This window comes from Cohnella caldifontis (genome assembly GCF_029360585.1).
GTDB lineage: Bacteria > Bacillota > Bacilli > Paenibacillales > Paenibacillaceae > Cohnella > Cohnella caldifontis.
The window spans coordinates 475,894-502,614 of record NZ_JAQZSJ010000002.1 but is presented as its reverse complement, the minus strand read 5'-3'; the positions used below and the strand labels follow the sequence as shown (position 1 = coordinate 502,614).

25 protein-coding genes are annotated in these 26,721 nt (G+C 61.1%); 18 read left to right on the top strand and 7 right to left on the bottom strand.

Going from position 1 to position 26,721, the window contains the following annotated elements; genetic code table 11:
- Positions 1 to 15 precede the first annotated feature (15 nt).
- Entirely contained in the window at positions 16 to 396 is a 381-nt protein-coding gene (gene yajC / locus PTZ19_RS05305) for a preprotein translocase subunit YajC (RefSeq protein WP_276352795.1), read from the top strand.
- A 31-nt stretch (positions 397 to 427) separates the two neighbouring features.
- Here yajC and PTZ19_RS05300 read toward each other — a convergent pair whose 3' ends face one another.
- Together PTZ19_RS05300 and PTZ19_RS05295 are read right to left on the bottom strand one after the other, a co-directional pair.
- Positions 428 to 1,258: a phosphatase PAP2 family protein gene (locus tag PTZ19_RS05300; protein WP_276352793.1), complete on the bottom strand. Its 831-nt coding sequence runs from the start codon at positions 1,256 to 1,258 to the stop codon at positions 428 to 430.
- 68 nt (positions 1,259 to 1,326) lie between these two features.
- Positions 1,327 to 1,734, bottom strand: coding sequence for a TIGR04086 family membrane protein (locus tag PTZ19_RS05295; protein ID WP_276352792.1), 408 nt, complete (start codon positions 1,732 to 1,734; stop codon positions 1,327 to 1,329).
- Positions 1,735 to 1,901: 167 nt separating this feature from the next.
- Here PTZ19_RS05295 and PTZ19_RS05290 point away from each other — a divergent pair, with 167 nt between their 5' ends.
- A complete protein-coding gene (locus tag PTZ19_RS05290; RefSeq protein WP_276352790.1) occupies positions 1,902 to 2,624 on the top strand; it encodes a YetF domain-containing protein in 723 nt (240 codons plus the stop codon).
- Here the strand turns inward: PTZ19_RS05290 and spoVB are convergent.
- Complete coding sequence (gene spoVB / locus PTZ19_RS05285) at positions 2,621 to 4,195, bottom strand: stage V sporulation protein B (RefSeq protein ID WP_276352789.1); 1,575 nt, start codon at positions 4,193 to 4,195, stop codon at positions 2,621 to 2,623. The two genes, PTZ19_RS05290 and spoVB, sit on opposite strands and share 4 nt — an antisense overlap.
- A gap of 177 nt (positions 4,196 to 4,372) precedes the next feature.
- Between spoVB and PTZ19_RS05280 the strand changes: the two genes are divergently transcribed.
- The 6 genes from PTZ19_RS05280 (at position 4,373) to PTZ19_RS05255 (ending at position 11,140) form a co-directional block, all read left to right on the top strand.
- Positions 4,373 to 4,651 (top strand): post-transcriptional regulator, encoded by a 279-nt coding sequence (locus PTZ19_RS05280; protein WP_276352787.1) that lies wholly within the window; start codon positions 4,373 to 4,375, stop codon positions 4,649 to 4,651.
- Positions 4,652 to 4,873: 222 nt separating this feature from the next.
- Positions 4,874 to 6,124 carry a protein translocase subunit SecD gene (secD, locus tag PTZ19_RS05275; RefSeq protein ID WP_276352786.1) on the top strand — a complete coding sequence of 417 codons (1,251 nt, stop codon included), beginning with the start codon at positions 4,874 to 4,876 and terminating at the stop codon, positions 6,122 to 6,124.
- Positions 6,114 to 7,028, top strand: coding sequence for a protein translocase subunit SecF (gene secF / locus PTZ19_RS05270; RefSeq protein WP_276352783.1), 915 nt, complete (start codon positions 6,114 to 6,116; stop codon positions 7,026 to 7,028). Before secD ends, secF begins: the two co-directional genes overlap by 11 nt.
- 69 nt (positions 7,029 to 7,097) lie before the next feature.
- Positions 7,098 to 8,018 (top strand): cation diffusion facilitator family transporter, encoded by a 921-nt coding sequence (locus PTZ19_RS05265; protein ID WP_276352780.1) that lies wholly within the window; start codon positions 7,098 to 7,100, stop codon positions 8,016 to 8,018.
- 77 nt (positions 8,019 to 8,095) lie between these two features.
- Positions 8,096 to 10,585, top strand: coding sequence for a single-stranded-DNA-specific exonuclease RecJ (recJ, locus tag PTZ19_RS05260; RefSeq protein WP_276352777.1), 2,490 nt, complete (start codon positions 8,096 to 8,098; stop codon positions 10,583 to 10,585).
- A gap of 42 nt (positions 10,586 to 10,627) precedes the next feature.
- The gene (locus PTZ19_RS05255) at positions 10,628 to 11,140 is read left to right on the top strand and encodes an adenine phosphoribosyltransferase (protein ID WP_276352939.1); all 513 of its coding nucleotides are present in this window, start codon (positions 10,628 to 10,630) and stop codon (positions 11,138 to 11,140) included.
- 74 nt (positions 11,141 to 11,214) lie between these two features.
- Here PTZ19_RS05255 and uraA read toward each other — a convergent pair whose 3' ends face one another.
- Positions 11,215 to 12,510, bottom strand: a complete 1,296-nt coding sequence (uraA, locus tag PTZ19_RS05250) for a uracil permease (RefSeq protein WP_276352774.1) — start codon at positions 12,508 to 12,510, stop codon at positions 11,215 to 11,217.
- Between the two features lie 217 nt (positions 12,511 to 12,727).
- Between uraA and PTZ19_RS05245 the strand changes: the two genes are divergently transcribed.
- The 8 genes from PTZ19_RS05245 (at position 12,728) to PTZ19_RS05210 (ending at position 22,592) form a co-directional block, all read left to right on the top strand.
- Complete coding sequence (locus tag PTZ19_RS05245; RefSeq protein ID WP_276352938.1) at positions 12,728 to 14,926, top strand: RelA/SpoT family protein; 2,199 nt, start codon at positions 12,728 to 12,730, stop codon at positions 14,924 to 14,926.
- A 27-nt stretch (positions 14,927 to 14,953) separates the two neighbouring features.
- Positions 14,954 to 15,397 carry a D-aminoacyl-tRNA deacylase gene (gene dtd, locus PTZ19_RS05240; RefSeq protein ID WP_276352936.1) on the top strand — a complete coding sequence of 148 codons (444 nt, stop codon included), beginning with the start codon at positions 14,954 to 14,956 and terminating at the stop codon, positions 15,395 to 15,397.
- 115 nt (positions 15,398 to 15,512) lie between these two features.
- Positions 15,513 to 15,689 (top strand): hypothetical protein, encoded by a 177-nt coding sequence (locus PTZ19_RS05235; protein WP_276352771.1) that lies wholly within the window; start codon positions 15,513 to 15,515, stop codon positions 15,687 to 15,689.
- A 53-nt stretch (positions 15,690 to 15,742) separates the two neighbouring features.
- Positions 15,743 to 17,281 (top strand): coproporphyrinogen III oxidase, encoded by a 1,539-nt coding sequence (locus PTZ19_RS05230; protein ID WP_276352770.1) that lies wholly within the window; start codon positions 15,743 to 15,745, stop codon positions 17,279 to 17,281.
- A 759-nt stretch (positions 17,282 to 18,040) separates the two neighbouring features.
- On the top strand, positions 18,041 to 19,324 hold the full coding sequence (gene hisS, locus PTZ19_RS05225; RefSeq protein ID WP_276352769.1) for a histidine--tRNA ligase: 1,284 nt from the start codon (positions 18,041 to 18,043) through the stop codon (positions 19,322 to 19,324).
- Positions 19,321 to 21,150, top strand: a complete 1,830-nt coding sequence (gene aspS / locus PTZ19_RS05220; protein ID WP_276352767.1) for an aspartate--tRNA ligase — start codon at positions 19,321 to 19,323, stop codon at positions 21,148 to 21,150. Before hisS ends, aspS begins: the two co-directional genes overlap by 4 nt.
- A 28-nt stretch (positions 21,151 to 21,178) precedes the next feature.
- Positions 21,179 to 21,943 carry a tRNA threonylcarbamoyladenosine dehydratase gene (locus PTZ19_RS05215; protein WP_276352766.1) on the top strand — a complete coding sequence of 255 codons (765 nt, stop codon included), beginning with the start codon at positions 21,179 to 21,181 and terminating at the stop codon, positions 21,941 to 21,943.
- Entirely contained in the window at positions 21,936 to 22,592 is a 657-nt protein-coding gene (locus PTZ19_RS05210; protein ID WP_276352765.1) for a YdeI/OmpD-associated family protein, read from the top strand. Before PTZ19_RS05215 ends, PTZ19_RS05210 begins: the two co-directional genes overlap by 8 nt.
- Before the next feature lie 189 nt (positions 22,593 to 22,781).
- Here the strand turns inward: PTZ19_RS05210 and PTZ19_RS05205 are convergent, their stop codons facing one another.
- Both PTZ19_RS05205 and PTZ19_RS05200 read right to left on the bottom strand, forming a co-directional pair.
- Positions 22,782 to 23,438, bottom strand: coding sequence for a DUF2642 domain-containing protein (locus tag PTZ19_RS05205; RefSeq protein ID WP_276352763.1), 657 nt, complete (start codon positions 23,436 to 23,438; stop codon positions 22,782 to 22,784).
- Positions 23,439 to 23,494: 56 nt separating this feature from the next.
- The gene (locus PTZ19_RS05200) at positions 23,495 to 24,217 is read right to left on the bottom strand and encodes a DUF6897 domain-containing protein (RefSeq protein ID WP_276352762.1); all 723 of its coding nucleotides are present in this window, start codon (positions 24,215 to 24,217) and stop codon (positions 23,495 to 23,497) included.
- 352 nt (positions 24,218 to 24,569) lie between these two features.
- Here PTZ19_RS05200 and PTZ19_RS05195 point away from each other — a divergent pair, with 352 nt between their 5' ends.
- Positions 24,570 to 24,767 carry a hypothetical protein gene (locus PTZ19_RS05195; protein WP_276352761.1) on the top strand — a complete coding sequence of 66 codons (198 nt, stop codon included), beginning with the start codon at positions 24,570 to 24,572 and terminating at the stop codon, positions 24,765 to 24,767.
- Here the strand turns inward: PTZ19_RS05195 and PTZ19_RS05190 are convergent.
- Positions 24,764 to 25,453, bottom strand: a complete 690-nt coding sequence (locus tag PTZ19_RS05190) for a hypothetical protein (protein ID WP_276352760.1) — start codon at positions 25,451 to 25,453, stop codon at positions 24,764 to 24,766. The two genes, PTZ19_RS05195 and PTZ19_RS05190, sit on opposite strands and share 4 nt — an antisense overlap.
- Before the next feature lie 166 nt (positions 25,454 to 25,619).
- Between PTZ19_RS05190 and PTZ19_RS05185 the strand changes: the two genes are divergently transcribed.
- Positions 25,620 to 26,678 carry a CotH kinase family protein gene (locus PTZ19_RS05185; protein ID WP_276352758.1) on the top strand — a complete coding sequence of 353 codons (1,059 nt, stop codon included), beginning with the start codon at positions 25,620 to 25,622 and terminating at the stop codon, positions 26,676 to 26,678.
- The last annotated feature ends 43 nt before the right edge of the window (positions 26,679 to 26,721 follow it).

The window sequence follows — 26,721 nt, the reverse complement described above, 5'->3', positions numbered from 1 at the left end:
GGGAGGGGAACATCCATGTGGTTGGCCGAAGGTACGGCAAGCGGAGGAAGCAGCATGTGGGTTACGCTGCTCCCGTTCGTGCTCATGTTCGCCATTTTCTATTTCCTGCTGATCCGTCCGCAACAGAAAAAATCGCGCGAACGCTCCGCCATGTTGAACGCCCTGAACAAAGGGGATAAGGTGACGACGATCGGCGGCATGCACGGCACGATCGACCAAATCACCGACGACACGGTCGTGCTGAAGGTGAACGACGTGACGAAGCTCACGTTCGACCGTTCCGCGATCAACGCGATTACCGCGCGCTCATCTAATGAAGCGAAAGGCAAAGCGAAAGCGGAAGCCAAAGCGGATCCGAAGCCGGAAACGAACGAAGAGTCGAATTCCGAAGCTTAATGAAAATCAAACGAAGGCGATGCCCAGGCCGTTAATCGGCAGGGGCATCGCCTTTTTCGCGTTTCCGGTCGTTCGACTCGGCCCGCGCCCCGACTTTCCGGCCGACGGCGGAGCTGAGCACGGCCAGCAGAACTCCCGCAGCCATATCCGTAAACCAATGCACCCCTAAATAGAAAATCGCGAATACGATCACGGCCGCGTTCGCCCAAGCGAAAACCGCCCAGCGGCGGATGCCCGAGCGGGACGCGAGCAGAGCCAGCGTTACCGAGATGGAAGTATGCAGGCTGGGGAAGCAATTGTTGATTCCGGACAAGCCGCGGTAATCCCGTTCGAAGCTCGGAAAAGCTTCAAGCATCAAGAAATGAACGCGCGGATCCGCGTACCAGACCTCATTGACCGGAACGAACCCATACATCGGCAGCGCGACGGCGTAGTTCATCAGCAGCGCGGTGCAGAAGGCGTAGAAGAGTCTTTTGTTCCTCATGGATGAGTAGATGGCGAGCGAGGCAAGCATGACGGATTGGAACATGACGACATAGAAAAAGGTACAGACCGCCGTCAGCGGTCCGTTCTCCAGACGGTGCTGCAGCCAGACGTGCCAGCCGCCTTCCCATCCCGTCATGAAGCGGGTGAGATCGTAGGTAACGCCGTAAGCGTTTTCCAGCTTCACTTCGAACGTATTCACGATCAGAATCGCCAAGGCGGCAGCGAAGAAAGCCAAAAACCGGCGGGAGGTCGCGAGCGAACGGACGAACCGGTATACGGCGAGCAAAGGTTGACGTCCGGTTCCGAACCAGATCAAAACGGCAATCGCGACGGCTGAATCCGCTTGTACGGCGTGCTGGGAATGAAAGACGGTCATGCGAGGCCTCCGGCGTCGGTTCGTCGAAATCGTTCATCCCCATTATAGCACCTTCGAGGGTTCGAATCCTAAGCGCGCCCTCGCGGAGTCGTCCCGGAGTTCACGCCGAGCATGCCGCCGAAAGCGCCGGTGACGATCGTCACGCCCAGCATCGCGGCGATCCGAAGCGACCATTCGGTGTCGGCCGCCAGAAAACTCGTCACGACGACGGCAGAAGTATAGACCGCGCCATTGAGCGCGCCATGGTACCAGCCTTTCTGTCCCGACCTCCTCGCGGACACGAATCCGCCGGCGAGCGAGGCGGCGCCGTGAATGCCGAAAACCCAAGGAAGCAGCTGGTCTTCCCGGACGGAGCTTTGGGCGAGCAGAACGGAAAGCAACAGTGCGCCGGCCCCCAGCCAGATGCAGGACCAGATCAGACCGGACAACAAGGGGGAAGATACGCGGACTTTCGCCACGCGGGAAATCGGATTCATACGTCTCACTCCTCGTTAACGATCGACTTTGTACCATCTTATGGCGGTCCTTGTCCGGGTAGTACATGCATGAGCGTTAAGACGCGCGGTGAAAATAAAAAAACGCCAAAACGGGGTAGCCCGAAAGACGGATGGATATCCATGACGCGAGAGGGTGGAACGGGATCATGTCGGCCATTCTGCTTCGCACGGTCATCATGTACGTCTTGGTGTTCGCTTTGCTGCGCCTGATGGGCAAACGGGAAATCGGCAAGCTGTCGGTGTTCGATCTGGTCATCTCGATCATGATCGCGGAAATCGCGGTCATCATCATCGAAGATCCGGACAAACCCATCCTGGAGGCGGTGGGGCCGATCGTCCTGCTCGTGGCGATCCAGATCGTCATCGCCTATCTCACGATCAAAAACCGCAAGCTCCGGATATGGATCGACGGGACCCCCAGCGTCCTCGTCAGCGGCGGACAGCTGAATCGCGAGGAGATGAGAAAGCAGCGCTATAACCTGGACGATCTCATGCAGCAGCTGAGGGAGCACGAAATCACGAACGTCGGCGAGGTCGAGCTGGCCGTCCTGGAGCCGAACGGCAAGCTGTCGGTCATCCGCAAGCCGGCCGAAGGCGGGCGCCTTGCCGGGGCTGCGGCGCCGGAGTCCGCTTCGCCTTCGGCCGAGGAAACGAGCGGCTCCCATCCCCGGATCCGTTACGAGCCGCTGCCGCTGCCCCTCATTCTGGACGGCGAGGTTCAGGACGACAGCCTGCGCAAACTCGGGAAAAACCGGTTTTGGCTGAAAAACCGGCTGCGGGAAAAAGGCATCGAGCACTTCCGCCAAGTGTTCTTCTGCAGCGTCGACCATCAAGGAAGGTTATACGTCAACCGGAAAAAACGATCCTAGCGGAACCACCTGCCGACGAGCGGTATGCGGGAAGCGTCGTGCCGGTCGATCAGTCCCATGAGAATGAGCAATAACACGTATAACAGCACGGAAACCGCGGCGGCCGAGAGCAGGTTGAAACCGTCCATCGGCAGGAGCCTGCGGTTCCATAGCCATAAAGCGGCGGCGCTCATGACGACCATGGCGGCGCTCACTTTCATGAAATCGAACGGATCGAGGCGGAACCCCGTCAGGCGGGCGACGCTGATCCAATTCAGCAGCGTCACGAGCACCATGTTGACGCCGATCGCGATGACGGCGCCGCGGATGCCGAGCTCCGGCTGCGCCGCCAGCTGCACGATCAGCGCCAGCTTGACCGCGGCGCCGGCGAAGGTGTTGAACAGGGCCGTGCCCGGCCGGTCCAGCGCTTGCAGCGCCGCTTGCAGCGGGGCTTGCATGTAGAGGAATATGGCGATCGGCGCCATCCAGCGCAGCATGCCGGCCATCGAATCGTCCCCGTACAGGAGCGTGCTTAGGGGACCGGCCAGCAGCGTCATGAGCACGACGAAGGGGGCTCCGGTGACGACCGCGAGCCGCATGGACTGGTGGAGGCGTTTGTGGATGGTTGTCCAATCCTGCCGGGCGGCCGCTTCCGACAAGGAAGGGACCAAGGACACCGCGAGCGAGTAGGTCAGCGCGCTGGGCAGCAGGAGCAGGGGAATGACCATGCCTTGCAGCGCTCCGTACTGCGCGGTTGCGGCCGCGGCCGGAAGCCCTGCCGCGGCCAAGCTGCGGGCCGTGAGGATCGATTCCAGCAAATAGGACAAGGAACCGATCAGCCGGCTGCCCGTCACCGGCACGGCGATGCCGAACAGCAGGCGGTAGACGGGCCTTCGGCCTGGGGGCAGAGGTTGGGGCGGGTCGGGAAACTTCCGTTCGTCTTCGGTGCCGATTTTGGCGTCACGGGACGCCTGGATCCATAAGACGAGCAATCCCGCGGCTTCTCCGGCGGCGGTTCCGAGCATGGCGCCCCCGGCGGCCGCTTCCAGCCCGTAGGGCAGGAACAGAGCCGCGAGCAGCAGCGACAGCGCGATGCGGACGACCGTTTCCGTCGTCGAGGAGAACGCGGACGGAATCATGTTCTGTTTGCCTTGGAAATAGCCCCGCCAGACGGACGACACCGCGACGAGGGGCAGCACGGGAATCATGGCCAGGAAAGCGGCGTGCACCCGGGGATCGGTCATGACCGCGGTCGAGATCCAGGAGGCGAGGCCGAGACAGACCGCCGCCGCCGTCAGGCCGGCCGTCAAGGAAATCGTCATGGCCCCTCGGACGATGCGTTTGACCGCCGCGGCGTCTCCCCGGGAATCGGCTTCCGCCACCAGCTTCGCGACCGCGAGCGGCAGCCCGCCCGCGATGACCGTGAGGATCACGATCATGAAAGGATAGACGAGCTGGATCAGGCCGACGCCTTCGGCGCCGATCATCCGGGGCAGGGCGATGCGCGGGATGAAGCCGAGCAGCCGGTTCACCAATCCGGCCGCGAGCAGAATCATCGCGCCTTGAATGAATGTTTGCTTGCGCACGGACATGCCGAGTCCCTCCTGTCACCGGTTCATTCCAATGTATGCCGGGGTTGTCCGGCTTCATGCCACCGATTCTCGCGGCGTAAATTCGCTTGGCCGGGCAGGATTTCGGCGGGGCGACGGAGAACATGTTAAAGCGGCGCGAACGATGGGACGATACTTCACGGGAGGAGAGCATAGGGCATGACGGATTCGGACATCCGGGACAACCGGACGGAGATGGAAGAAGAAGACATGAACGCGATGATCGAGCAGCTATGCCAGAGCAAAGCGGACGAATTCCGGCTGATCGGCTACGATCAGGTCGAAGGGAAAGACGTCTGGGAATGCGTGAGCGACAAATACCATAAGACCGGCACGCCCCCGCTGTATCAAGTGGTGAACGACATCCTTTCCTTGAAAGTGACGCAGTTCATGAACTATATCACTTTGAACATGTATAGAGGCGATACCCGCAGATAGAATAGGGTGACCCGCGAACGGCGGGGACCCTATTTTGCTTTTTTCCTGCAAGATCCTATTTGGGGACCCCCCGGATCCGCTTTCGGGGGATTTGGTCTTGGGCCGGACCGGCCGGGAATCGGCTTCGCGGCGCGATTTCATGCCATTTTCGACAAATTGACTTCCTTTTGGACGGGTAGTTATAATAGGAACATTGAGAATCGAAAGGGGACGGCAACTGGGATGAAGCGAATTCTGGCTTTCGTGCTCGTCGTCGTCGTGACGCTCGGGGTCATGGCCGTAACCACCCCCGGACTGCTCGACAAGACGAAGCTCGGGCTTGATTTGAAAGGCGGCTTCGAGATTTTGTACGAGGCGCAGCCCTTGACCGAAGGGGGCACCGTGACCAAGGAAACGCTGAAACAAACGGCGATCAGCTTGGAGAAACGGGCCAACAAGACCGGAGTGGGCGAACCGGAGGTAACGACCGAAGGCAAAAACCGCATCCGCGTCAAAATCGCCGGCGTCGCGGACGAAGCGAAGCTGCGGGATTTGATGAAACGCCCCGCGAACCTGGAGTTCCGCAGCGCGGAAGGCTGCAAAGACGCGACCGATTACTGCAAAGTCGAACTGACGGGCGCGGACTTCGTGGAAGGCGCCGCGAAGGTCGAATTCAACCAAATGAACCAGCCGCTCGTGGCCATCAAGGTGAAGGACAAGAGCAAGCTGGCGGACGTATCGACCCGACTGCTGAAAAAGAACCTTGCGATCATGCTGGACGGGGATCTGTTGACCGATCCGGTCGTCCAGGTTCCGCTGACCGACGGTTCGGCCGTGATCGAAGGACAGAATACGATCGAGGACGCCCGCAACCTGGCCGAAGTCATTAACCTCGGCGCCTTGCCGCTGAAGCTGACCGAGAAATACACCCAGAGCGTGGAAGCCACGCTCGGACAGAAATCTTTGAACGATACGCTGCTTGCCGGCGGTATCGCTTCCATTCTCATCCTGTTGTTCATGATCGGCTTTTACCGGATCCCGGGCGCCGTCGCCAGCATTTGCTTGATCGTGTACGTCTGGGTGCTGCTGGGCGTCTTCTGGCTCATGGGCGCCACGCTGACGCTGCCGGGCATCGCGGCCTTCATCCTGGGCATCGGGATCGCCGTCGACTCCAACATCATCATCGCGGAACGGATCAAGGACGAGCTGCGCAGCGGCAAAACGCTGACCTCCTCGCTCCGCGCCGGCTCCAAGAACAGCTTCCGGACCGTCATCGACGCGCATATCACGAACCTGATCGCGGGCGCCGTCCTTTACTACATGGGACAAGGCTCCGTCAAAGGTTTCGCCGTCGTGCTCATGTGGAGCATCATCATCAACATCGCGACGAACGTGTTTTTCCCGCGACTCCTGCTCCACCTTCTCATTCAGAGCGGCAAGTTTACGAAGCTGGGCTACTACGGCGTGAAGGAGAGTGAAATCCGTGCGCTCTGAATATGATGAGAAGAAATTCAATTTCGTCAAAGCGAGCAAGCCGTTTTTCGCTTTCTCCCTCGTGATCACGTTGCTCGGCATCATTTTCCTGTCGGTCTTCGGGCTGAATTACGGCATCGACTTCCGGTCCGGAACGTCGGTGGACATCTCGCTCTCCAAACCGGTAGACAAAGCGACCGCCGAACAGTTCATGAGCGCCCATTCGCTCGGGGAGCACACGATCACGGTCGCCGAGAACCGCCTGTCGATCCGTTTCAAGGACCCGTTGACCGATCAACAGGAAAAGCAATTCCGGGCGGATTTCACGCAGCAAATCGACCCCAAAGCGATCTATGAAGTGAACATCGTCGACGCGGACATCGCCAAGGAACAGCAACGGAACGCGATCATCGGCATGGCGATCGCCAGCGTGGGCATCATCCTGTATCTGACGATCCGCTTCGAGTGGCGCTTCGCGGTCGCGGCGGTCGTCTCCTTGCTTCACGACGCTTTCGTCGTCATCAGCCTGTTCTCGATTTTCCGGCTGCAGGTCAACCTGCCGTTCATTCTGGCGGTGCTCACGATCATCGGTTATTCGGTCAACGACACCGTCGTTATTTTCGACCGGATCCGGGAGAACCTTCGCTTCGCGAAGCTCAAAACGCCGCACGACCTCGAAGTGCTCGTGAACCGGAGCGTCTGGCAGACGCTGACGCGTTCCATCAATACGGTCATTACGGTGTTGGTTGCAGCGATATGCTTGTTCATTTTCGGCAGCGAATCGATCAAGCTGTTCTCGCTCGCCATGATTTTCGGTTTGTTCACCGGCGCTTATTCCTCGATCTTCATCGCCAGCCCGCTGTGGCTGCTGCTTCGGGGGAAATCGGTGCCGAAGAAAGCCGCCAAGGCGCCAAGCGCTTCGTAACCGGACGCGTTTCTCTCCGGAATCCTCGCTGCTTCAACCTGACATACGGCTCATGAAGGAGTGGCGCTCATGATTAGGGGTCATCGGGCCGGAGCGGCGGAACGCGGCGCGCTCGTCTCGGCATGCGGACTGTTCGGCTTGTCGTTGTTCAAAGGCGCCGCTGGCTTCCTGACCGGCAGCAAGGCGCTGCTTGGCGACGCGTGCCAATCGGCCGCGTCCTCCGCCAGCGCGCTCACGTCCTACTTCGGTTTGCGGAAAGCTTCCCAGCGCGCGCGGAACCCGGAATCGGTCATTTCGATCGTATTGTCGGCGGTGCTGCTCGTGGCCGGTCTGGAGGTCGGACTGTCCTCCGCCAAGGAGCTCGCGTCCGGTCCTTCCAAGGCGCCGGGATGGGGAGCCGTTGCGGCCGCCGCAGCCGGATTGGCGGCGCGGGAAGGCTTGGTCCGCTATCGGAGATTCCGGGCGGAGAAGCTGGGACTCCGTTCGGATCGGAGCGGGGAAAGCCGCTCCGATTACGCGGCTTCGTTCGCCGCGCTGGCCGGCGCGACGGCGGCTTCGTTCGGGAACGTACTGGAAATGCCGGCGTTATACGCCTGCGATCCGGCGGCGGGAATCGTGGTCTCGGTATTCGTGATCCGGATGGGATGCCGGCTGACGGCCGGCGTCGCCCGGCAATCGGAGCCCGCGGCGCCGAACGACGTCGACATTCGGATGCTCAAGGAAGCCGTGCAGGGAATCGAAGGCGTCGTAGCCGTCGATGAGGTTCGCGTCAGGGAACACGGCCATTACCTCGTCGTCGACGCGGCGATCCGGGTGAACCCGCGGATCAGCGTGGCGGAAGGCCATGATATCGCCATGCGGGTGCGTCGGCACTTGACGAAGCGGTTCCTGCACGTCTCCGACGCGGCCGTCCAGGTACAGCCGTACGACCCGGGTTATCCTTACAAATCCAATCATCAGGATGAAGAATGGTCATCGCTGCTGCAGTGACGGCTCTCGTCCGAAATCCGCCGCCGCTTGGCGGCGGATTTGTTTTTGAATCGGAAAATCTAGAAGGAGGGGACGGCATGATTCCCGCCCGGTATCGATGGGAATGGAAGCAAGCGGACGAACGGTTGGCCGGGGAATGGGCGCGGCGCCTGGGGATCCCGCCGCTGGCCGCCCGCGTCCTCGTTTCCCGGGGCTGGACCGAGGAGGAAGCGGCTGCTTTCTTCCGTCCCGCGGACGGAACGGATCTGGCCGACCCGCTGCTCATGAAGGGCATGCCGGAAGCGGCGGAGCGCATTCGGCGGGCGATCGCGGACGGCGAGCGGATCCGGGTCTACGGCGATTACGACGCGGACGGGGTGACCTCGACCGCTCTCATGACGCGTTTGCTGTCCGAATTAGGCGCGTTGTTCGATACCTATATCCCCCACCGGAGCCTGGAGGGCTACGGGTTGAACCGAAACGCCGCCTTCTTGGCGAAGGAAGCGGGCGTTTCCCTGATCGTCACGGTGGATAACGGCATCAGCGCGGCGGAACCGATCGCCTACGCCCGGGAGCTCGGCATGGACGTCGTCGTGACGGACCACCACGAACCGCCCGCCGTGCTGCCGGAAGCCTACTCGCTCGTGAACCCCAAGCAGCCCGGCTGTCCGTATCCGTTCAAGGGGCTCTGCGGGGCGGGCGTGGCGTTCCGGCTGGCCGAGGTGCTGCTGAGACGGCTGCCCGTCCATCTGGCGGATCTGGCCGCGATCGGGACCGTGGCCGATCTGATGCCGCTCGTGGGCGAGAACCGGACGATCGTCCGGCTGGGACTCGCGCGCTTGCGCACGACGCCTACGCCGGGGATCCGGGCGCTGGCGGCGGCGTGCGGCACGACGCCGGCCGAGCTGTCGAGCGGCCGGATCGGCTTCGGCCTGGCGCCGCGGCTGAACGCGGGCGGACGGTTGGAGCGGGCCGACGGCGCCGTAAGGCTGCTGACGACGGAAGATCCCGGGGAAGCGGAGCGGCTGGCGAAGGATTTGGACCGCCTCAACGCGTTGCGGCAGCGGCTGGTCGACGAGACGCTGGCGGAAGCGGAGGCGCTCTGGGAGGAAAGGAAGCGGAGCTTCGGAGGAGACGGGCCGAGCGTGATCGTATTGTCGAGAGCCGGCTGGAACGCGGGGATCGCCGGGCTCGTCGCTTCCAAGCTGGTGGAGCGGCATTACCGGCCGGCGATCGTGCTCGCGGAGGATGCGGAGAAGGGCACCGCCAAAGGATCGGCTCGCTCGATCGACGGCTTCGACCTCTACCGGGCGCTGGCCGATTGTTCGGAATGGATGGAGCATTTCGGCGGGCATCAAGCCGCCGCGGGGCTGACCATTCGGACCGAGTACATAGCGAACCTGGAAGAGAAGCTTCACCGTCTGGCCTTGGAACGGTTGAAACCGGAAGATTGGCAGCCGAAGAAACAGGCCGATCTCGTCTGCGCCCTGGAGGAGTTGACGCTGGAGGCGGCGGAGGCGCTGGCGATGCTGGAGCCGTTCGGCAACGGACACCCGGTTCCCCGCTTGCTGATCCAGGGGGCCAGCGTTCGGGAATGCCGGACGATGGGCAAGGAAAGCCAGCACGTCCGTTTGACGGTCGGACAGCAGGAACGGAAGCTGGAAGCGGTCGGATTCGGCTGGGGAGGGCTGGCGGAGCGCCTTCCGGCCGGAAGGCGCGTGGATATGCTCGGCGAGCTGGGCGTGAACGAGTGGAACGGGAGCCGGAAGGTCCAGTTCACGATCCAAGATATCCGAAGCGAGGAGTTGGAGTGGATCGACCGGAGGAATTCGGAAGATCCTTGGAAGGAGATCGCGCGTCTCGCCGGGAATGGGCCGGGCCGGCTCTCCGTGGTGTGCGCGACGCCGCAAATCGCCGCGTCGGCTGCCGGCCGGCTGGGAGCGGATAACGCGGTTTCCCCGCTGTCGGAATTCGCTATAGACGCGGATGCCGATCGGAGCGAGGCCGCAACCTCCGGCGTTATCCCCGTCTTCCGCAGTTCGGCCGTCCCCCTTCGTACGCTCGTGCTGATCGGGCTGCCGGATCGGGAAGAGGACGTCCGGCTGCTGAAGGATAAGGCGTTCGGGCGAGCGTGCTGGGAGAAGGTGTACGTGTTCGCCGCAGGTTTGAACCGGGACCGCCCGTGCCAACCCCCGCTGGATCGGAACGATTTCGCGCGGGTGTACGCCCTGCTCAAAAACCAAGGGACATGGATCGACGGGCCGGACGGTTTCCTTCATCGCGCCGCGACGCTGACCGGCCTGCCGCTGCAGGCCGTACGGCTGATCCAGGACGTGTTCGAGGAGCTTCGCTTTATCCGGGCGAAGGGCGCGGAGCGTTCGATCGTTCCGGATCCGCCCCGCAGAAAGCTGGAGGAGTCGGAGAGGTATATGCGCATGCTTCGCCAGGCGGAAGCGGCCGCGTTTCCCGATTGGCCGATCGACAGGCTGAAGGCTTGGGCGCAGCGGCCGTCAGGGGAAGGCGCGGCGGAGAAAGCCAGTAGCCGGACGGATTGTCCGCTGGTCATCGGCGAGGCAAAAAGTGTATAATCGGTGTCGGAAGTTTCCATTCAAAGGAGCATGATCAAACCGATGGATTTCAAAGATTATATCCGGGTGATCCCCGATTTCCCCCAACCCGGCATCCGCTTCAAGGACATCACGACGCTGCTGAAAAACGGGGATGTCTACCGTGCGGCGATCGAGGAAATGAAACGGAAAGTCGGCGGCATGGACATCGACCTCGTGGCCGGTCCCGAAGCCCGCGGGTTCGTGATCGGGGCTCCGCTCGCCTTGGCGCTCGGCGTCGGCTTCGTGCCGATCCGCAAAAGCGGCAAGCTGCCGGGGGATACGATCGAGGCCGCGTATGACCTGGAATACGGCAAAGACCGCTTGGCCATGCATAAAGACGCCATCCAGCCGGGGCAGAAAGTGCTGATCGCGGACGATCTGCTGGCTACCGGGGGCACGATTTCGACGACGATCAACCTGATCCGCCAGCTGCAGGGGGAAATCGTAGGCGCCGCGTTCCTGATCGAGCTTAGCTACCTGAACGGACGGGACAAGCTCCAAGGCATCGAAGTGCAATCTTTGGTCACCTATTAATTCGCGCGAAACGGCACTCTAAAAAACGCAACCTTCCGCGGAGATCCGGGAAGGTTGCGTTTTTGGCTTAGGCTTCAGTGTCCGTTATCCGCTTCTTCGTCGTTCGAAATCCGGCTGACCTCGAATAGTTTAAACAAGAGGCTCAGCAAGATGCCGGCAACGGTGGCGAGCGCCATGCCGGACAGCGTGAAGTCGCCGATGGCGATTTTCACGCCCGACAGCCCCGTCACGAGCACGACCGTCGTCAGCAGCAGATTGGAAGGCTTGCCGTAGTCGACTTTGGATTCGACGAGCATGCGCAGGCCGGAAGCGGCGATGACGCCGAAGAGCAGCAGGGAAACGCCGCCCATGACGGGCGTCGGGATCGCCTTCACCAGCGCGGAGAACTTGCCCAAGAACGAGAGAACGATCGCGATGACCGCCGCTCCTCCGATGACGAACGTGGAATAGACCCGCGTAATGGCCAGCACGCCGATATTTTCCCCATACGTCGTATTCGGCGTGGAACCGACGAAGCCGGAGAGAATCGTGGAGATCCCGTTGCCAAGCAAAGAGCGATGCAAACCGGGGTCTTTCGACAGGTCCTTGCCCACGATATTGCCGGTGACGATCAGGTGGCCGATATGCTCGGCGATGACGACCAGCGCGGCGGGGACGATCGTGGCGATCGCCACCCATTTGAACTCCGGCGCCGTAAACGTCGGCCAATCGAAGAAAGCGGAATCGCGGACCCCGCTGAAATCGGCCATCCCCATCGCCCATGCCAGCAGGTAACCCGACACGATCCCGATCAGGATCGGGATGATTTTGAAAAATCCCCGGAACAGGACGGACCCGAGCACCGTAATCAATAACGTGGCGGTGGAGAGGACGATCGTTTGGGCGTCCGGGGTCCAGTCCGCCTCGCCGCCGGAAATCCAGCCCGCCATCCCGGCCGCGGTAGGCACGAGCTCCAGGCCGATGACCGTGACGATCGCCCCCATCGTCGCCGGCGGGAACACGACGTCGAGCCACTTCGTGCCGGCCGACCGGACGATCAAGGCCACTGCGGTAAAGACGACCCCCGCCGCGATAAAGCCGCCAAGCGCCGCCCCGTATCCCATGTTCGGGGCTTGAACGGTGCCGATGACCGCGCCCGCGGGCGCGATAAACGCGAAGCTCGAGCCGAGGTACGCCGGTATGCGGCCTTTGCAGATCCAAATGTAGAGCAGCGTGCCGATGCCGTTCATCAGCAGGCAGATGGCCGGGTCCACGCCCAGCAGCGTGGGCACCAGCACGGTCGAGCCGAACATCGCGAACAGATGCTGCAGGCTCAGGAACAAGCTTTGACCGCCGGGCGGCCGTTCGCTGACGCCGATTTCTCTTTTCACGGAAATCCTCCCCAACATGGTGTTCAATCAAAGTCTTTCCTAGTTTACAGCTTCTGACAACGTATCGACAGGTAAAGCCTTTCCAGATGGAAGCAGGACCGCCGGAGCCGGCCGCGCCAAATTGTCGACGGTTGACGTTTCCCGCCGTCAAGAGGCATAATGAAAGGAATATCTCTAGGGAAATCGCGGTGGCATAGCCGTGGAAAGGATACAAGCAATGGGCATCGAGCAGCTTCTGGACAAAGCTTCGGGTTATATGAAGGAACAAGACTTGAAGCGGATCCGGGACGCGTACGAATTCGCGGAAGAAGCGCACCGGGGACAGACGCGCAAATCGGGTGAACCCTATATCCAACACCCCGTGGCGGTGGCGGAAATCCTGGCGGGCATGCAGATGGACGTCGCCACGATCGAAGCCGCCTTGCTGCATGACGTCGTCGAAGACACGAACGTCACGCTGGACGACCTGCAGGCCCGTTTCGGCGAGACGCTGGCGGGACTCGTGGACGGCCTGACCAAGCTGGAACGGATCCAGTTCCGGTCCAAGGAAGAGCAGCAGAACGAAAACTACCGCAAAATGTTCGTGGCCATGGCCAACGACATCCGCGTTATCCTCATTAAGCTGGCGGACCGGCTGCACAACATGCGGACGCTGAAGTTCCAATCGGAGGAGAGCCAGCGCCGCATCGCGCACGAGACGCTCGAAATCTACTGTCCGATCGCCCACCGCCTCGGGATCAGCACGATCAAGTGGGAAATGGAAGACATCGCGCTCCGTTTCCTGAACCCCCAGCAGTATTACCGGATCGCCCACCTGATGAAGATGAAGCGCGCCGAACGCGAGCAATACATTAACGACCTGATCGCCAAAATCCGCGAGAAGCTGAACGAAATGGGCATCCAGGGCGACATCAGCGGCCGCCCCAAGCACATTTACAGCGTCTACAAGAAAATGTCGTCGAAGAACAAGCAGTTCGACGAAATTTACGACCTGCTCGCCATCCGCATCCTCGTGGACAACGTGAAGGACTGTTACGCCACCCTGGGCATCATCCATACGCTCTGGAAGCCGATGCCGGGACGGTTCAAGGACTACATCGCCATGCCGAAGGCGAACATGTACCAATCACTGCACACGACGATCGTCGGTCCCAACGGGGAGCCGACCGAAGTGCAGATCCGGACGTACGAGATGCACCGGACGAGCGAGTTCGGCATCGCGGCCCACTGGGCTTATAAGGACGGCAAAGATCAAGGGGTCGCGCCGGGAACGTTCGGGGAGAAGATGAACTGGGTCCGCGAGATCATCGAGCTCCAGCAGGAAACCCGGGACGCGAAAGAGTTCATGGAATCGGTCAAAATGGACTTTTTCACCGACCTCGTGTTCGTGTTTACGCCCAAAGGCGAGGTGTTCGAGCTGCCCGCGGGTTCGGTCCCCCTCGATTTCGCTTACCGGGTCCATACCGAGGTCGGCAACCGGACGATCGGCGCGAAGGTGAACGGCCGGATCGTGCCGCTCGACCACAAGCTGAAAACCGGCGATATCGTGGAAATTTTGACGTCCAAGCATTCCTACGGTCCGAGTCAGGATTGGCTCAAAATCGCGCAATCGTCCCACGCCCGGGCGAAAATCCGGCAATGGTTCAAGAAGGAGAAACGCGAGGAGAACGTCGAGAAAGGGCGGGAAATGCTCGAGCGGGAGCTCCGGCGGATCGGTCTGGAGCCTTCGGAGTGGATGACCGAGGACCGGCTGCTCGAAGTCGCCAAAAAGTTCGCGTTCCATGACTCGGAAGACATGATGTCGGCCATCGGATTCGCCGGCATTACCGCCGCCCAAATTTGCACCCGTCTGACGGAGAAGCTGCGCAAGGAAACGGAAGAAGCCCAGCAGATCCAGCTGACCTCGGAAGTGAAGGAGCTGAAGGCCAGCCCAGGCTCGGCCGCGGCTACCCGCAGACGCCCGACGCATGGCGTCCGGGTCAAGGGGGCGGACAACCTCCTGGTCCGTTTCGCCCGCTGCTGCAATCCGGTGCCGGGGGATGACATCATCGGCTATATCACGAGGGGGCGCGGCGTATCCGTGCACCGCACGGACTGTTCCAACATTCCGACGGCCGCGGACGGCGAAGAGGCCGCACGCGTCATCGATGTGGAATGGGAAGATTCGGTCGACGCGAACTACAGCGTCGAAATCGAAATCCTGGGCCACGACCGCCGCGGACTGCTCAACGAAGTGCTGCAGGCCGTGTCGGAGAGCAAGACGAACATTTCGGCCGTGTCCGGCCGTTCCGACAAGAACAAAATGTCCATTATCCATATGACCATACTCATCCGCAACAAGGATCACCTGCAGTCGGTGGTGGAGAAAATCAAACGGGTCCGGGACATTTTCTCCGTGCAGCGGATGATGCAATAGAAATAGAGATTCGGAGGTAGCGTGAGCTTGAAAGTCGTGGCGCAAAGGGTGTCCGAAGGCCGAGTGACGGCGGAAGGCGAAGTAACGGGGCAAATCGGCCGGGGCTTGCTTCTGCTGGTCGGAATCGGCCAGGAGGATGAGGAGTCCGATCTCGTTTGGATGGCGGACAAGCTGGCGGGTTTGCGGATTTTCGAAGACGACGGCGGCAAGATGAATTTGTCCGTTCAGGAGATCGGCGGGGGCATCCTGTCCGTCTCGCAGTTTACGCTGTACGGCGACTGCCGCAAGGGCAGGCGCCCGAACTTCATGGGGGCGGCCCGTCCCGAGAAGGCGGAAGCGATGTACGACCGGTTTAACGCCCTGCTGCGGGAACGCGGGTTAACGGTGGAAACGGGACGATTCGGCGCCATGATGGACGTGTCGCTCGTGAACGACGGTCCCGTCACGTTGATCGTCGACAGCCGGGCATAAGCGCAAGGCAGGAAAGGTGGGCCGGACGAAGCAAGGCATCCGGATTGAAATCGGTTCGACGCGGCAACACTAGGTCTGAAACCCATTTTCGCGTAAAATGGAAGGAGGACCGGCCGTGAGACAATCGCGCAAAGAGAGGGAAATCGAACGATTGGCGAACGAAGCGATCCCCGCGGATCGCCGGGAGGCCATGACGTTCGGCGACAGCGTACGCGCGGAGTTCGCGGACGAATTCGGGCTGCCGGGCGGATTCCGGGGCGGCAGGCGGGATCGACCGGGCGGGCGGGGCTGACGCTTCGGCTCGTCGGGCTCGGCCTTGGAAGACGGGAGAGGGGAAGAACGAACATGAAAGTTCATTTGACGGCGGCCGATTCGACTTGGGAACGGTCGCTTTGCCATATTGTGCCGTTGTTTTACGAGAGTCCGGAGGTGACGTTCGGTCCGGAGGGCCGTTCCGAAGCGGATGTCGAGGTGCGGCTGACGCTGGAGGAAAGCGGCGGCACGGCAACGGTTGTCGCGGAACTGCGCGTTGGCGGCAGGGCTGCCTTGCGGGTCGAGCAATCCGGCAGCCTGCGCGGGGCGCAGACTCCGGAGGAACGCCGGAAAATCGAGCGGAATACCGCCAGCCGGGCGCTCGTCGAGGCACTGACGCGCGAGACCGGCATCGTGCAGCCGTGGGGGATACTGACCGGCGTCCGGCCGACGAAGCTGCTGCACGACGGACTGCGCCGCGGGCGGCATCGCGAGGAGGTCCGCCGGACGCTGCGGGAGGACTATCTGGTCACGGAGGACAAGATCGCGCTCATGGAGCGTATCGTGGACCGCCAGCTGCAGGCGTTGCCCGATTTGTACGATCTCCGGAACGAAGTCAGCGTCTACATCGGCATTCCGTTCTGTCCGACCAAGTGCGCCTACTGCACGTTTCCCGCGTATGACATTAACGGCCGCCAAGGATCGGTGAACGGCTTCCTTCACGGCCTGCACGAAGAGATCCGCGTGATCGGCCAATGGTTCCGCGACAACGGCGTGCGCATCACGACCGTCTATTTCGGAGGCGGCACCCCGACCAGCATCACGGCGGAGGAAATGGACGCGCTGTATGCCGAGATGTACGCCTCGTTTCCCGACGTCGCGGGCATCCGGGAGCTGACCGTGGAAGCGGGGCGTCCGGATACGATCACGCCGGAGAAGCTGGACGTGCTGAAAAAATGGAATATCCGCCGGATCAGCATCAACCCGCAATCCTACACGCAGGAGACGCTCGACGTGATCGGCCGCCATCATTCCGTGGAAGAGACGATCGAGAAGTTTTGGCTGGCGCGGAGGCACGGCATGGACAATATCAACATGGACCTCATCATCGGCTTGCCCGGCGAAGGCCCGGAGACGTTCGCGCATACGCTGGCGGAGACGGAGAAACTGATGCCGGAGTCGCTCACCGTGCATACGCTGAGTTTCAAGCGGGCTTCGGAAATGACGCTGCACCGGGGAGAAGAGAAATACCGGGTGGCGACGCGGGAGGAAATCGGCCGGATGATGGACGATGCGGTGGCATGGACGGAACGCCATGGTTACGCGCCGTACTATTTATATCGGCAGAAGAACATTTTGGGCAATCTCGAAAACGTCGGGTACGCGCTGCCGGGCATGGACAGCTTGTACAATATTTTGATCATCGAAGAGATGCAGTCGATCGTAGGGCTGGGCTGCGGAGCGACGAGCAAATGGGTGGACGCCCGGACGGGCGAAATCACGCGGCTCGCCAATCCGAAGGAGCCGAAGGCTTACATCGACACGTACCGGAAGTACGTCGATTTGAAGCTTGAGGCGTTGGAGAAGTGGAACGCGTCCCGGACGACGGCGCCGGGTTTGGCGATCGGGTGAGCGGTTGGTCTAACTCCGTACGTTCGTTATGGGGGCTGGATCGACCATCTTGGAAACCTAACGGTCACCAAGGCCGCTATTTAGCCGAATCAGGTGAATGACGAATCGTAACGGACATGACAGCCCTTAATGGCATCCAAATCACTGTCGTAAACGTTTTTTGTTTCGAATAAGTGCTGCCGTGTCCGTTAGAAATGGAAGTGACCGGAATCCACCCGCATAACGTCAGCTGTGTCCGTTAGAATGATGACTCGCCAGCAGGTGGAAGCGATCCGGCTATTTGTCATCAAATTGTAATCCCCCGTTCACGGTTCCTTAAAACGGATCGGTTAGGATAAAGATGACCCCCTTTTTCGATATAGATTTTCTTGAACCTGCCGGAATTGACGGCAGGTTATTTTCTTTGGTACAATATAAGGCAATTGTATCGGTTCAAGAAATTCGATGACGGGAAGAAGTACTCCGCCCCCAAGCCCCCAGAGAGGAAAGCCTCCGGCTGCAAGCTTTCCGGCGATGAACGGACGAACGACATCCCCGAGAACCCGGCGCGAACGGCAATTTGCCCAGTAGAGCCGCGGCGTGCGCCGGGCGTTAACCGGTTACGGAGAGCGAAATCCGCGCGAGCGGTTTCGAAGTTCGGGTGGTACCGCGGGAGCGACAGGCTTCCGTCCCAGACAAGCGTTTGGGACGGAAGCTTTTTTCGTTCCCCTCTTTCACCGCAAGCTTCATTTTCTCGCTAAAAAGAAAGGATGAACGCGAATGGCGTTTCAAAAACCGCCGGGCACGCAGGATATTCTCCCCGGCACGGTCGAAGCCTGGCAATTCGTCGAGCGGACGGCGCGGGACGTCTGCCGGAGATACCGCTACCGGGAAATCCGCACGCCGATTTTCGAGACGACGGAACTGTTCCAGAGGGGCGTCGGCGAAACGACCGACATCGTGGAAAAAGAGATGTACACGTTCACGGACCGCGGCGACCGGAGCATGACGCTTCGTCCCGAAGGCACGGCCGGCGTGGTCCGGTCGTACGTGGAGAACAAGCTGTACGGCGAACCCGACATTGCCAAGCTGTACTACATCGGCCCGATGTTCCGGTACGAGCGGGCGCAGGCCGGCCGGTACCGCCAGTTCCACCAGTTCGGGGTGGAGGCGATCGGCTCCGGCGATCCGGCGCTGGACGCGGAAGTGATCGCGCTGGGCTGGCAGTTCTACCGGGAAGTCGGCTTGAGCGGCATTACGGTCGAAATCAACTCCGTCGGCACGCCGGCGATTCGGACCGCTTTCCGCGCCAAGCTGCTGGCCTTCCTCGAACCGATGCGGGATCGGCTCTGCAAGGACTGCCAGTCGCGGATGGACCGCAACCCGCTGCGCGTGCTGGACTGCAAGACGGACCAGGACAAGTTCGAAGGCGCGCCTTCCATCCTGGACAGCCTGGACGAGGAGGCCGAAGCGCATTTCGCCCGGGTTCGCGAATGCCTGGACGCGATGGACATCCCGTACCGGATCAATCCCCGGCTCGTCCGCGGGCTCGATTATTACACGCATACCGCTTTCGAATACAAGGCCCAGGGCATCGGCTCCATCGACACGATCGGCGGCGGCGGGCGCTATAACGGCCTGGTGGCGGAAGTCGGCGGGGACGACCGTCCGGGCGTCGGCCTCGGGATCGGGCTCGAACGCACGCTGCTGCTCCTGGAAAGCCAGAACGTGCGTCCGGATCTGGACGCCGGCGTCGACGTGTTCGTGATCGGCTTCGGCGAACGCGCGGAGCGGGAGCTGCCGGGCTTGATCCACCGGCTTCGGGCAAGCGGGTTGTCGGCGGAGCGGGATTATCAGGGCCGCAAGCCGAAGGCGCTGTTCAAGGCGGCGGACCGCCTGAACGCCAAATTCACCGCGATTCTCGGCGACGACGAGCTGGACCGCAGTGAAATCGGGCTGAAGGACATGGGGACGGGCGAGCAGCGGCAGGTTCCCGCGGCGGAACTTGCGGAAGTCGTTCGGCAAATCCTAAACGAAGCGAAAAAGGGGAACGAAAACCAATGATGCTCAAAAACCAAGATTGCGGAACGCTGTCCAAGCGGCAGGTAGGAGAAACGGTCGTTTTGAACGGTTGGGTGCAGGGGTGGCGCGATTTCGGCGGTCTCCTGTTCATCGACTTGCGCGACCGCACGGGTATCGTGCAAATCGTCTTCAACCCGGAAATATCCTCTCAGGCATTGGAAATCGCCAGCCGGGCGAGAAACGAATACGTGCTGGCGGTGCAAGGGAAGGTCGTCGACCGCGACCCCGAAACGTACAACCCGAACATCCCGACGGGGGAAATCGAGGTGCGGGTGACGGACGTCGAGATTCTGAACGCCGCCAAGACGCCTCCGTTTCCGATCGAGGATGGCGTGGAAGTGGACGAGTCGCTGCGCCTGAAATACCGTTACCTGGACCTCCGGCGTCCGGAAATGCAGAAAACGCTGCGGCTGCGTTCGAAGGCGACCAAGGTGTTCCGCGATTACCTCGACGAGAACGGGTTCATCGACGTCGAAACCCCGATCTTAACGCTCAGCACGCCGGAAGGCGCCCGCGACTATCTGGTGCCCAGCCGCGTCCATCCGGGCGAATTTTTCGCCTTGCCGCAGTCGCCGCAGCTGTTCAAGCAGCTGCTCATGGTCGGCGGACTCGAGCGTTACTATCAAGTCGCCCGCTGTTTCCGGGACGAGGACCTGCGCGCCGACCGGCAGCCGGAGTTCACCCAGGTCGACATCGAGACGTCGTTCCTGTCCCAGGATCAATTGCTCGGCATGATGGAAACCCTAATGGCCAGGTTGTTCCGCGAAACGATCGGCGTGGAGATCGAGACGCCGTTCCAACGCCTGACCTATCGCGATGCCATCCATAAATACGGCTCCGACAAGCCGGACCTGCGCTTCGGGCTGGAGATCCAGGACGTCACGGACATCGTCCGCGGCAGCGACGTCAAGGTGTTCGCTTCCGTCGCGGCTTCCGGCGGCGTCGTCAAGGCGCTGAACGCCAAAGGCTGCGCGTCCTGGACCCGCAAGGAGCTCGACGATCTGGCGCCGTTCGCCGCCCGTTACGGCGGCAAAGGCATCGCGTGGATCACCGTGAAGGACGGCGAGTGGCGCGGACCGATCGTGAAGTTCTTCAAGCCGGAGGAGATCGCCGCCTTGACCGAGAAGCTCGGCGTGGAAGAAGGCGACTTGCTCTGCTTCTCCGCGGACAAGCTGAAGGTCGCCGCCGACGTCATGGGCAACCTGCGCCTGAAGGTCGGCCGGGAACAAGGGCTCATCGACGACAAGGCGTTCAAGTTCCTCTGGGTCGTAGACTTCCCGCTGCTCGGATGGGATGAGGAGGCGAAGCGCTGGGTGGCCGAGCACCATCCGTTCACCCGTCCGCGCGACGAGGACCTGCCGCTGTTCGACACCGACCCGGGCGCGATCCGCGCGCAAGCGTACGACATCGTGCTGAACGGCTACGAAGTGGGCGGAGGTTCGATGCGGATTTACCGCCGGGACGTGCAGGAAAAAATGTTCAAGGCGCTCGGCTTTACTTTGGAGGAAGCGAAGGAGAGGTTCGGTTTCTTCCTGGACGCGTTCGAATACGGCACCCCGCCGCACGGCGGCATCGCCTTCGGCCTGGACCGGCTCGTCATGCTGCTTGCCGGCCGCACGAACCTGCGCGAGACGATCGCGTTCCCGAAGACGGCCAGCGCGACCGATTTGCTGACCGACGCGCCGTCCGAGGTTGCCGACCGCCAGCTCGAAGAGCTTCATATCCGGCTGTCGGCCAAGGCGCTCGCGGCCAAGGAGAAAGCGGCTGCGCCGGCCGGACAGCAGGCAACGGCCGAAACCAACGCCTAAACTTGGCGCAAAGGAGCGGAATGGTCACATGCTGCATCAATTCTCCCGAACGGAGCTTGCCGTCGGCCCGGAAGGGCTTGAGGTTCTGAAGGGCAGCACGGTCGCGGTGCTGGGCATCGGCGGCGTCGGTTCGATTGCGGCGGAAGCGCTGGCGAGAACCGGCGTCGGCCGCATCGTGATGATCGATAAGGACGTCGTCGACATCACGAACATCAACCGCCAGATCCATGCGCTGACCACGACGATCGGGCAACCGAAGGCGGACCTGATGCGCGATCGCATCAAGCTGATCAACCCGGACTGCGACGCGGTCGCCTTGCGCATGTTCTATACCGAGGAAACGCACGAAGAGCTGTTTAAGTTCCCGTTGGATTACGTGATCGACGCCTCGGACACGGTATCGTATAAAATCCATCTGATCAAGGAATGCCTGAAGCGGGACATTCCGCTGATCTCCAGCATGGGAGCGGCGAATAAGATGGATCCGACGCGCTTCCAGGTGGCCGACATATCGAAGACGACCATGGATCCGATCGCCCGCGTCATCCGTCACAAGCTTCGCAAAGAAGGAATCAAGAAAGGCGTGAAAGTCGTCTTCTCGACCGAAGAGCCGATCAAGCCGAGAGAAGACGTTACGCAGCGGATCGTGCCGGAAAACGCGCCCAAGGAAATCCGCAAAGCGCAGCAGCCGCCGGCGAGCAACGCTTACGTGCCTCCGGTCGCCGGATTGATCATGGTCAGCGTCGTGATCCGCGAGCTGCTGGAAGGCAAGGGAGCGAAACGGAATGGATGAAGCGCTCGCGAAAAAGCTTCGATTGCCTTCCGGCGGACGGATCGCGGTGCTGGAGGCGCCGGATGGCTTCCTGCCGGCCCTCGGTTTGACGGAAGCCGCCGCATCGCTCGAACCGGGGGCGGAAGCCGATTACGATTTCGTCTTGGCGTTCAACCGTAGCGCCGCCGACGTCGAGCGGCTGGCGCCTTCCGCGATCCGGGCCGTCAAGCCGGACGGCTTGCTGTGGTTGTGCTATCCGAAAGGGACGTCCAAGCTGAAAACGGACATCAACCGCGACGCGGGATGGAAGCCGGTGTCCGATGCAGGCTGGGAAGGCATCGCTCTCGTATCGGTCGACGACACCTGGTCGGCCATGCGCTTCCGTCCGCGGGAAGCGGTCGGGAAGAGCCGGCCGTCTCCGGCGGAACGGCGGGCGGCGGCAGCGAACCGGGCGCCGGAAGCTCCGCCGGAGCCCCCCGAGGATCTGCTCGCCGCGCTGAAAGCCGCCCCGGAAGCCGAAGCCGCGTTCGGTAGGCTGGCCCCCTCCCACAAAAAGGAATACGTCACTTGGATCTTGGAAGCGAAGAAGGCGGAAACCCGCGCTTCCCGGATCGCGAAAACGGTGGATAAGCTCTCCAAAGGCTTAAAACGGCCGTCGGACAAGGAGTAGCCGTCCTCTCCGGAATCCGCCGACGCAAAAAGTCCCTGCCGAATCTCTTACGGGAGAGTAGGCAGGGACTTTTTGCCGTTCATGACGTTATTCCGGCGTGCAACCGATGATCCGTCGGCGGATAACCGCACACGAAAGGCGCCAGCGTGAAGTCGGCGCCTGATTTAAAGTTCCTTGGCGGAAATTCCGTTACGGTTTGTGTATCGTTTTCACATGATCCAGATGCAGGAACGTGTGGGCACCGTCCGCGGTGACCAGCTCGACCAAATTGCTCGATACCGACTTCAGTAGACCGATTTTGCCCGGGTGTTCTCCAAGGTCGAGTACGACGAACTCCCCTTCGAACTTCTTGAGCTGCTGGTCGAACGTCCGCGCCAGCGTCGCAGGCGCGGGATTGACCGGAAACTTCTCATGCTCGAGCGCGTAGGGGGTTGTCTGCTCGTGATAGGGAATCAAAGCTTTCAGATGGCGCATGGAGACGTACAGCGAACGATACATCGGCGAGTAGAAGACGAAGAAATCGTTCATGATGCTCGTGACATATCCGTGGACCGATTGATTGCCGGTTATATATAGCTCGGAGAACATGCCTTTGGCGTTCATCAGCACTTTGCGGTAGGACAACTCCGCCGTCCCTTCCAGCGGCGGGTCGGGCGGCGGACCGAAATCCGCTTCGGAGGCGGCGCACCGGGTCAATTGCTGTACATGGACGATGGGTACGTACAGGAACTGCGTCCCGTTATGCAGCACCAAGATGTCATGGCCTATATCCACCAGCGTGCCCTTGATCGGAAGACGGCCTCCGGAGACGGTTAGGGAAACCGGTTGGTTCAAATACATGATCATGGTTCGGCGGTAGCACCTCCTTCGCGGTCGCGGCGTTCATCGCGGTTGTCCGAGGATTAGCGGCGGCCGCGATTCCGATTGCCGCTCGTGTTGTTGCGCCCGCCGCTGGTGCGGTTTTTCTTTCCGCCGCTGGTGCGGTTTTGCCGCCCGCCGCTGGTGCGGTTGCCGTTGCTGGATTGGGCTCCGGATTGTCTGCCTCCCGACGATTGGTTGCGGTTGCTTTGGTTGTTATTTTTATTGTTGTTTTTATTGCCGCCGCTCTTGCCCGAGAAATTCACCGTTTTGATGTGGAAGATCGGCACCCGGACGAATTCGCGTCCCACGATCAGCAGGATGAAGTCGTCGCCCATATTGGCGAGAAAGCCTTCGAGCTTTTCCGGACCGCCCCGGTTCACTTGGATGAACTGCTGGCGCATTCTGGCTAGCACGCCGTTTATGGTGCTCGCGTTAATGATGGCGGCGCTTATGCCTCCGCTGCCGGAACCTTGTCCGCTGCGGCCGCCGGAACCACCGCCGCTTCTGCCTTGGGATTTGCCTTCCGTTATGCTTTTTACGTGCGTGCCGTTGACATAGATGATCGTGCCGTTCGATTTCAGAACGAGAACTTCTCCGTTTACGGCCAGCAGCACCCCTTCCACGGAGTCCGGACCTCCGCGGTTGATTTTGACATGCCGGCCGATCAGTTGCCGAGCCGGACCCAGGTTGCCGGAGGACGAGTGTTGCCGCTGCGGCTGGAATTGATATTGGATCGGGGCTTGTTGCGGAGCCATGAAAAACATGCAACATTCTCCTTTCGATATCGAAATGATTTTAGCGGTAGTGTCGGAAAACGTCTTGACGGTGATAAACGAAAGACGATCGGCGGACAGCGATGGGGAGAGGGGGCCGCATGCGTTTTTCTTGCCTTTGAGTTCGTCCCTCCTTTACACATGCGGGGGAAGTGAATTTATAGTTCATATCTATGTGGAGCGGCAAACGAGAGATACGGCAAGTTGTCCGATATCGACGAAAATCCGCGAATTGGCGGTTCGAAATCGCCCTTTTTGCGGCCGGTGACCGTTAGATGCCCGATACGAAATCGGTGCCTGTCTCATAGAATGAACCATCTTTTTCCACTGGAGGTGTCGATAAATGGAATGGGCATGGGATCAGCCCGGTGAACAACAAGCCACGATCTTGAAGAGAGACGGCGATTCGGGCCATCGCAGCGGCAGCCACGGTCGTTCCGAAGGCGGCAAGTCGGGTCATCGCAGCGGCAGCCACGGTCCTTCCGAAGGCGGCAAGTCGGGCCATCGCAGCGGCAGCCACGGTCGTTCCGCAGGCGGCTAGTCGGGCCATCGCAGCGGCAGCCACGGTCCTTCCGAAGGCGGCAAGGCGGGCCATCGCAGCGGCAGCCACGGTCCTTCCGAAGGCGGCAAGGCGGGCCATCGCAGCGGCAGCCACGGTCCTTCCGAAGGCGGCAAGGCGGGCCATCGCAGCGGCAGCCACGGTCCTTCCGAAGGCGGCAAGGCGGGCCATCGCAGCGGCAGCCACGGTCGGTCCGAAGGCGGCAATTCGGGCCAGCGCAGCGGCAGCCACGGGCGATCCAAAAGCGGCAAGTCGGGCCATCGCAGCGGCAGCCATGGGCGATCCAAAAGCGGCAAGTCGGGCCATAGCAGCGGCAGCCATGGGCGATCCAAAAGCGGCAAGTCGGGCCATCGCAGCGGCAGCCACGGGCGATCCAAAAGCGGCAAGTCGGGCCATCGCAGCGGCAGCCACGGGCGATCCAAAAGCGGCAAGTCGGGCCATCGCAGCGGCAGCCACGGGCGATCCAAAAGCGGCAAGTCGGGCCATCGCAGCGGCAGCCACGGGCGATCCAAAAGCGGCAAGTCGGGCCATAGCAGCGGCAGCCATGGGCGATCCAAAAGCGGCAAGTCGGGCAGCCATGGACGCACGGGAGGCGCGAAAACGGGGAATCGTACCGGCAGCCATGGGCGTAAGGGCGGCAAGAACTCCGGCCGTCGATAAGCATTCATAAGACCGTCACCAGGCCTGGCCGCCTGCGTCGGCGGTCTTTTTCATGTCCGGATGCCTTGTAAGGCAACGAGGATCTAGACGGCCGCCGTTTCCGCTGTTGACCGTTGGACATACGCTGAAGCACATGAATTGACTTTGCGGTCCAGGGAGGAAGGCGTTTTCGGCATGTCATTACCGGTGAAAACGTTGATCTTGAGCGGGTCGGCAGCTTCGGAAATGGAACGGAACCTGTGGACCGATCAATATGTCTCGGCAGCCATGAAAACGAACGGACAAACGGAACCGATCCGGATCCGGTACCGAGGCGGGCATACGAGGGAGTATCCGAAACGTTCCTACGACGTCATGCGCGGAGAAGAGACTTTCCATTACAACGCGGAGTACGACGATCCGTCGCTGATCCGCAACGCGCTCTCGTTCGTTTTTTTTCCGATGATCGGCGTTCCCGCCCCGCGAAGCAGGCACGTCCTCCTGTACCGCAATTCCACGCCTCTCGGCGTCTATTTGGAAATCGAAAGCGTGGGCAGGCGTTTTTTCCGCAGGAGGGGGATCGGGGCGATCTCGCTGTTTTACGCGATCAACAACATGGCGAATTTCAGCTTGTTCCGCTCGGAATCCGGCGAACCCAAGTCGTCTCTGCTTGCCGGTTACGAGTACCGCTTCGGCGGGGAAAAAGAACGGGGCCGTCTCGCGTCCTTCATCCGCGGTTTCCAACACTTGTCGGGCAAGGAAGCGGCGGCTTATTTCCAGGAGCATCTGGACGTGGACAATTACTTGCGCTGGCTGGCCGGCGCCGTCCTGACCGGCAATTACGACGGCTTCGAGCAAAATTACTCGATTTATCGGCACCGGCGCACCGGCAAGTACCGCATGATCCCGTGGGACTATGAAGGAACATGGGGAAGAAACTGCTACGGGCAGATCCAAGAAGACACGTTAGTCCCGATCACGGGCTATAACTATTTGACGCAGAAGCTGCTCGAGCATCGGCCCTACCGCGCGAAGTATGGCAGCATCTTGAGCCAGGCGTTAAAAGGGCCGTTCACCGAAAGCAAGCTGCTGCCGATCGCCCGGAGAATGATGGCGGCGATCCGTCCGCACGTGCGGGACGATTCTCTAAGACGTTGGTCTTACGACGATTTCCGGGGAGAGACGGAGCTCATCCGCCGGTACATTCGGGTAAGAAGGGCAATGGTCGCGAGAGCGTTGGATGAACTTGCCTAGAGGCGCGGAACGGAACATTCGTTCGCTTCGTTCTTTCGGGGCC

Excerpts from the sequence above, each read along its gene's own strand:
- yajC (WP_276352795.1), top strand. The coding sequence starts at position 16 with ATGTGGTTGGCCGAAGGTACGGCAAGCGGAGGAAGCAGCATGTGGGTT.
- PTZ19_RS05300 (WP_276352793.1), bottom strand. The coding sequence starts at position 1,258 with ATGACCGTCTTTCATTCCCAGCACGCCGTACAAGCGGATTCAGCCGTC.
- PTZ19_RS05295 (WP_276352792.1), bottom strand. The coding sequence starts at position 1,734 with ATGAATCCGATTTCCCGCGTGGCGAAAGTCCGCGTATCTTCCCCCTTG.
- PTZ19_RS05290 (WP_276352790.1), top strand. The coding sequence starts at position 1,902 with ATGTCGGCCATTCTGCTTCGCACGGTCATCATGTACGTCTTGGTGTTC.
- spoVB (WP_276352789.1), bottom strand. The coding sequence starts at position 4,195 with ATGTCCGTGCGCAAGCAAACATTCATTCAAGGCGCGATGATTCTGCTC.
- PTZ19_RS05280 (WP_276352787.1), top strand. The coding sequence starts at position 4,373 with ATGACGGATTCGGACATCCGGGACAACCGGACGGAGATGGAAGAAGAA.
- secD (WP_276352786.1), top strand. The coding sequence starts at position 4,874 with ATGAAGCGAATTCTGGCTTTCGTGCTCGTCGTCGTCGTGACGCTCGGG.
- PTZ19_RS05265 (WP_276352780.1), top strand. The coding sequence starts at position 7,098 with ATGATTAGGGGTCATCGGGCCGGAGCGGCGGAACGCGGCGCGCTCGTC.
- recJ (WP_276352777.1), top strand. The coding sequence starts at position 8,096 with ATGATTCCCGCCCGGTATCGATGGGAATGGAAGCAAGCGGACGAACGG.
- PTZ19_RS05255 (WP_276352939.1), top strand. The coding sequence starts at position 10,628 with ATGGATTTCAAAGATTATATCCGGGTGATCCCCGATTTCCCCCAACCC.
- PTZ19_RS05245 (WP_276352938.1), top strand. The coding sequence starts at position 12,728 with ATGGGCATCGAGCAGCTTCTGGACAAAGCTTCGGGTTATATGAAGGAA.
- PTZ19_RS05230 (WP_276352770.1), top strand. The coding sequence starts at position 15,743 with ATGAAAGTTCATTTGACGGCGGCCGATTCGACTTGGGAACGGTCGCTT.
- hisS (WP_276352769.1), top strand. The coding sequence starts at position 18,041 with ATGGCGTTTCAAAAACCGCCGGGCACGCAGGATATTCTCCCCGGCACG.
- aspS (WP_276352767.1), top strand. The coding sequence starts at position 19,321 with ATGATGCTCAAAAACCAAGATTGCGGAACGCTGTCCAAGCGGCAGGTA.
- PTZ19_RS05215 (WP_276352766.1), top strand. The coding sequence starts at position 21,179 with ATGCTGCATCAATTCTCCCGAACGGAGCTTGCCGTCGGCCCGGAAGGG.
- PTZ19_RS05210 (WP_276352765.1), top strand. The coding sequence starts at position 21,936 with ATGGATGAAGCGCTCGCGAAAAAGCTTCGATTGCCTTCCGGCGGACGG.
- PTZ19_RS05205 (WP_276352763.1), bottom strand. The coding sequence starts at position 23,438 with ATGATCATGTATTTGAACCAACCGGTTTCCCTAACCGTCTCCGGAGGC.
- PTZ19_RS05200 (WP_276352762.1), bottom strand. The coding sequence starts at position 24,217 with ATGTTTTTCATGGCTCCGCAACAAGCCCCGATCCAATATCAATTCCAG.
- PTZ19_RS05195 (WP_276352761.1), top strand. The coding sequence starts at position 24,570 with ATGGAATGGGCATGGGATCAGCCCGGTGAACAACAAGCCACGATCTTG.
- PTZ19_RS05190 (WP_276352760.1), bottom strand. The coding sequence starts at position 25,453 with ATGAATGCTTATCGACGGCCGGAGTTCTTGCCGCCCTTACGCCCATGG.
- PTZ19_RS05185 (WP_276352758.1), top strand. The coding sequence starts at position 25,620 with ATGTCATTACCGGTGAAAACGTTGATCTTGAGCGGGTCGGCAGCTTCG.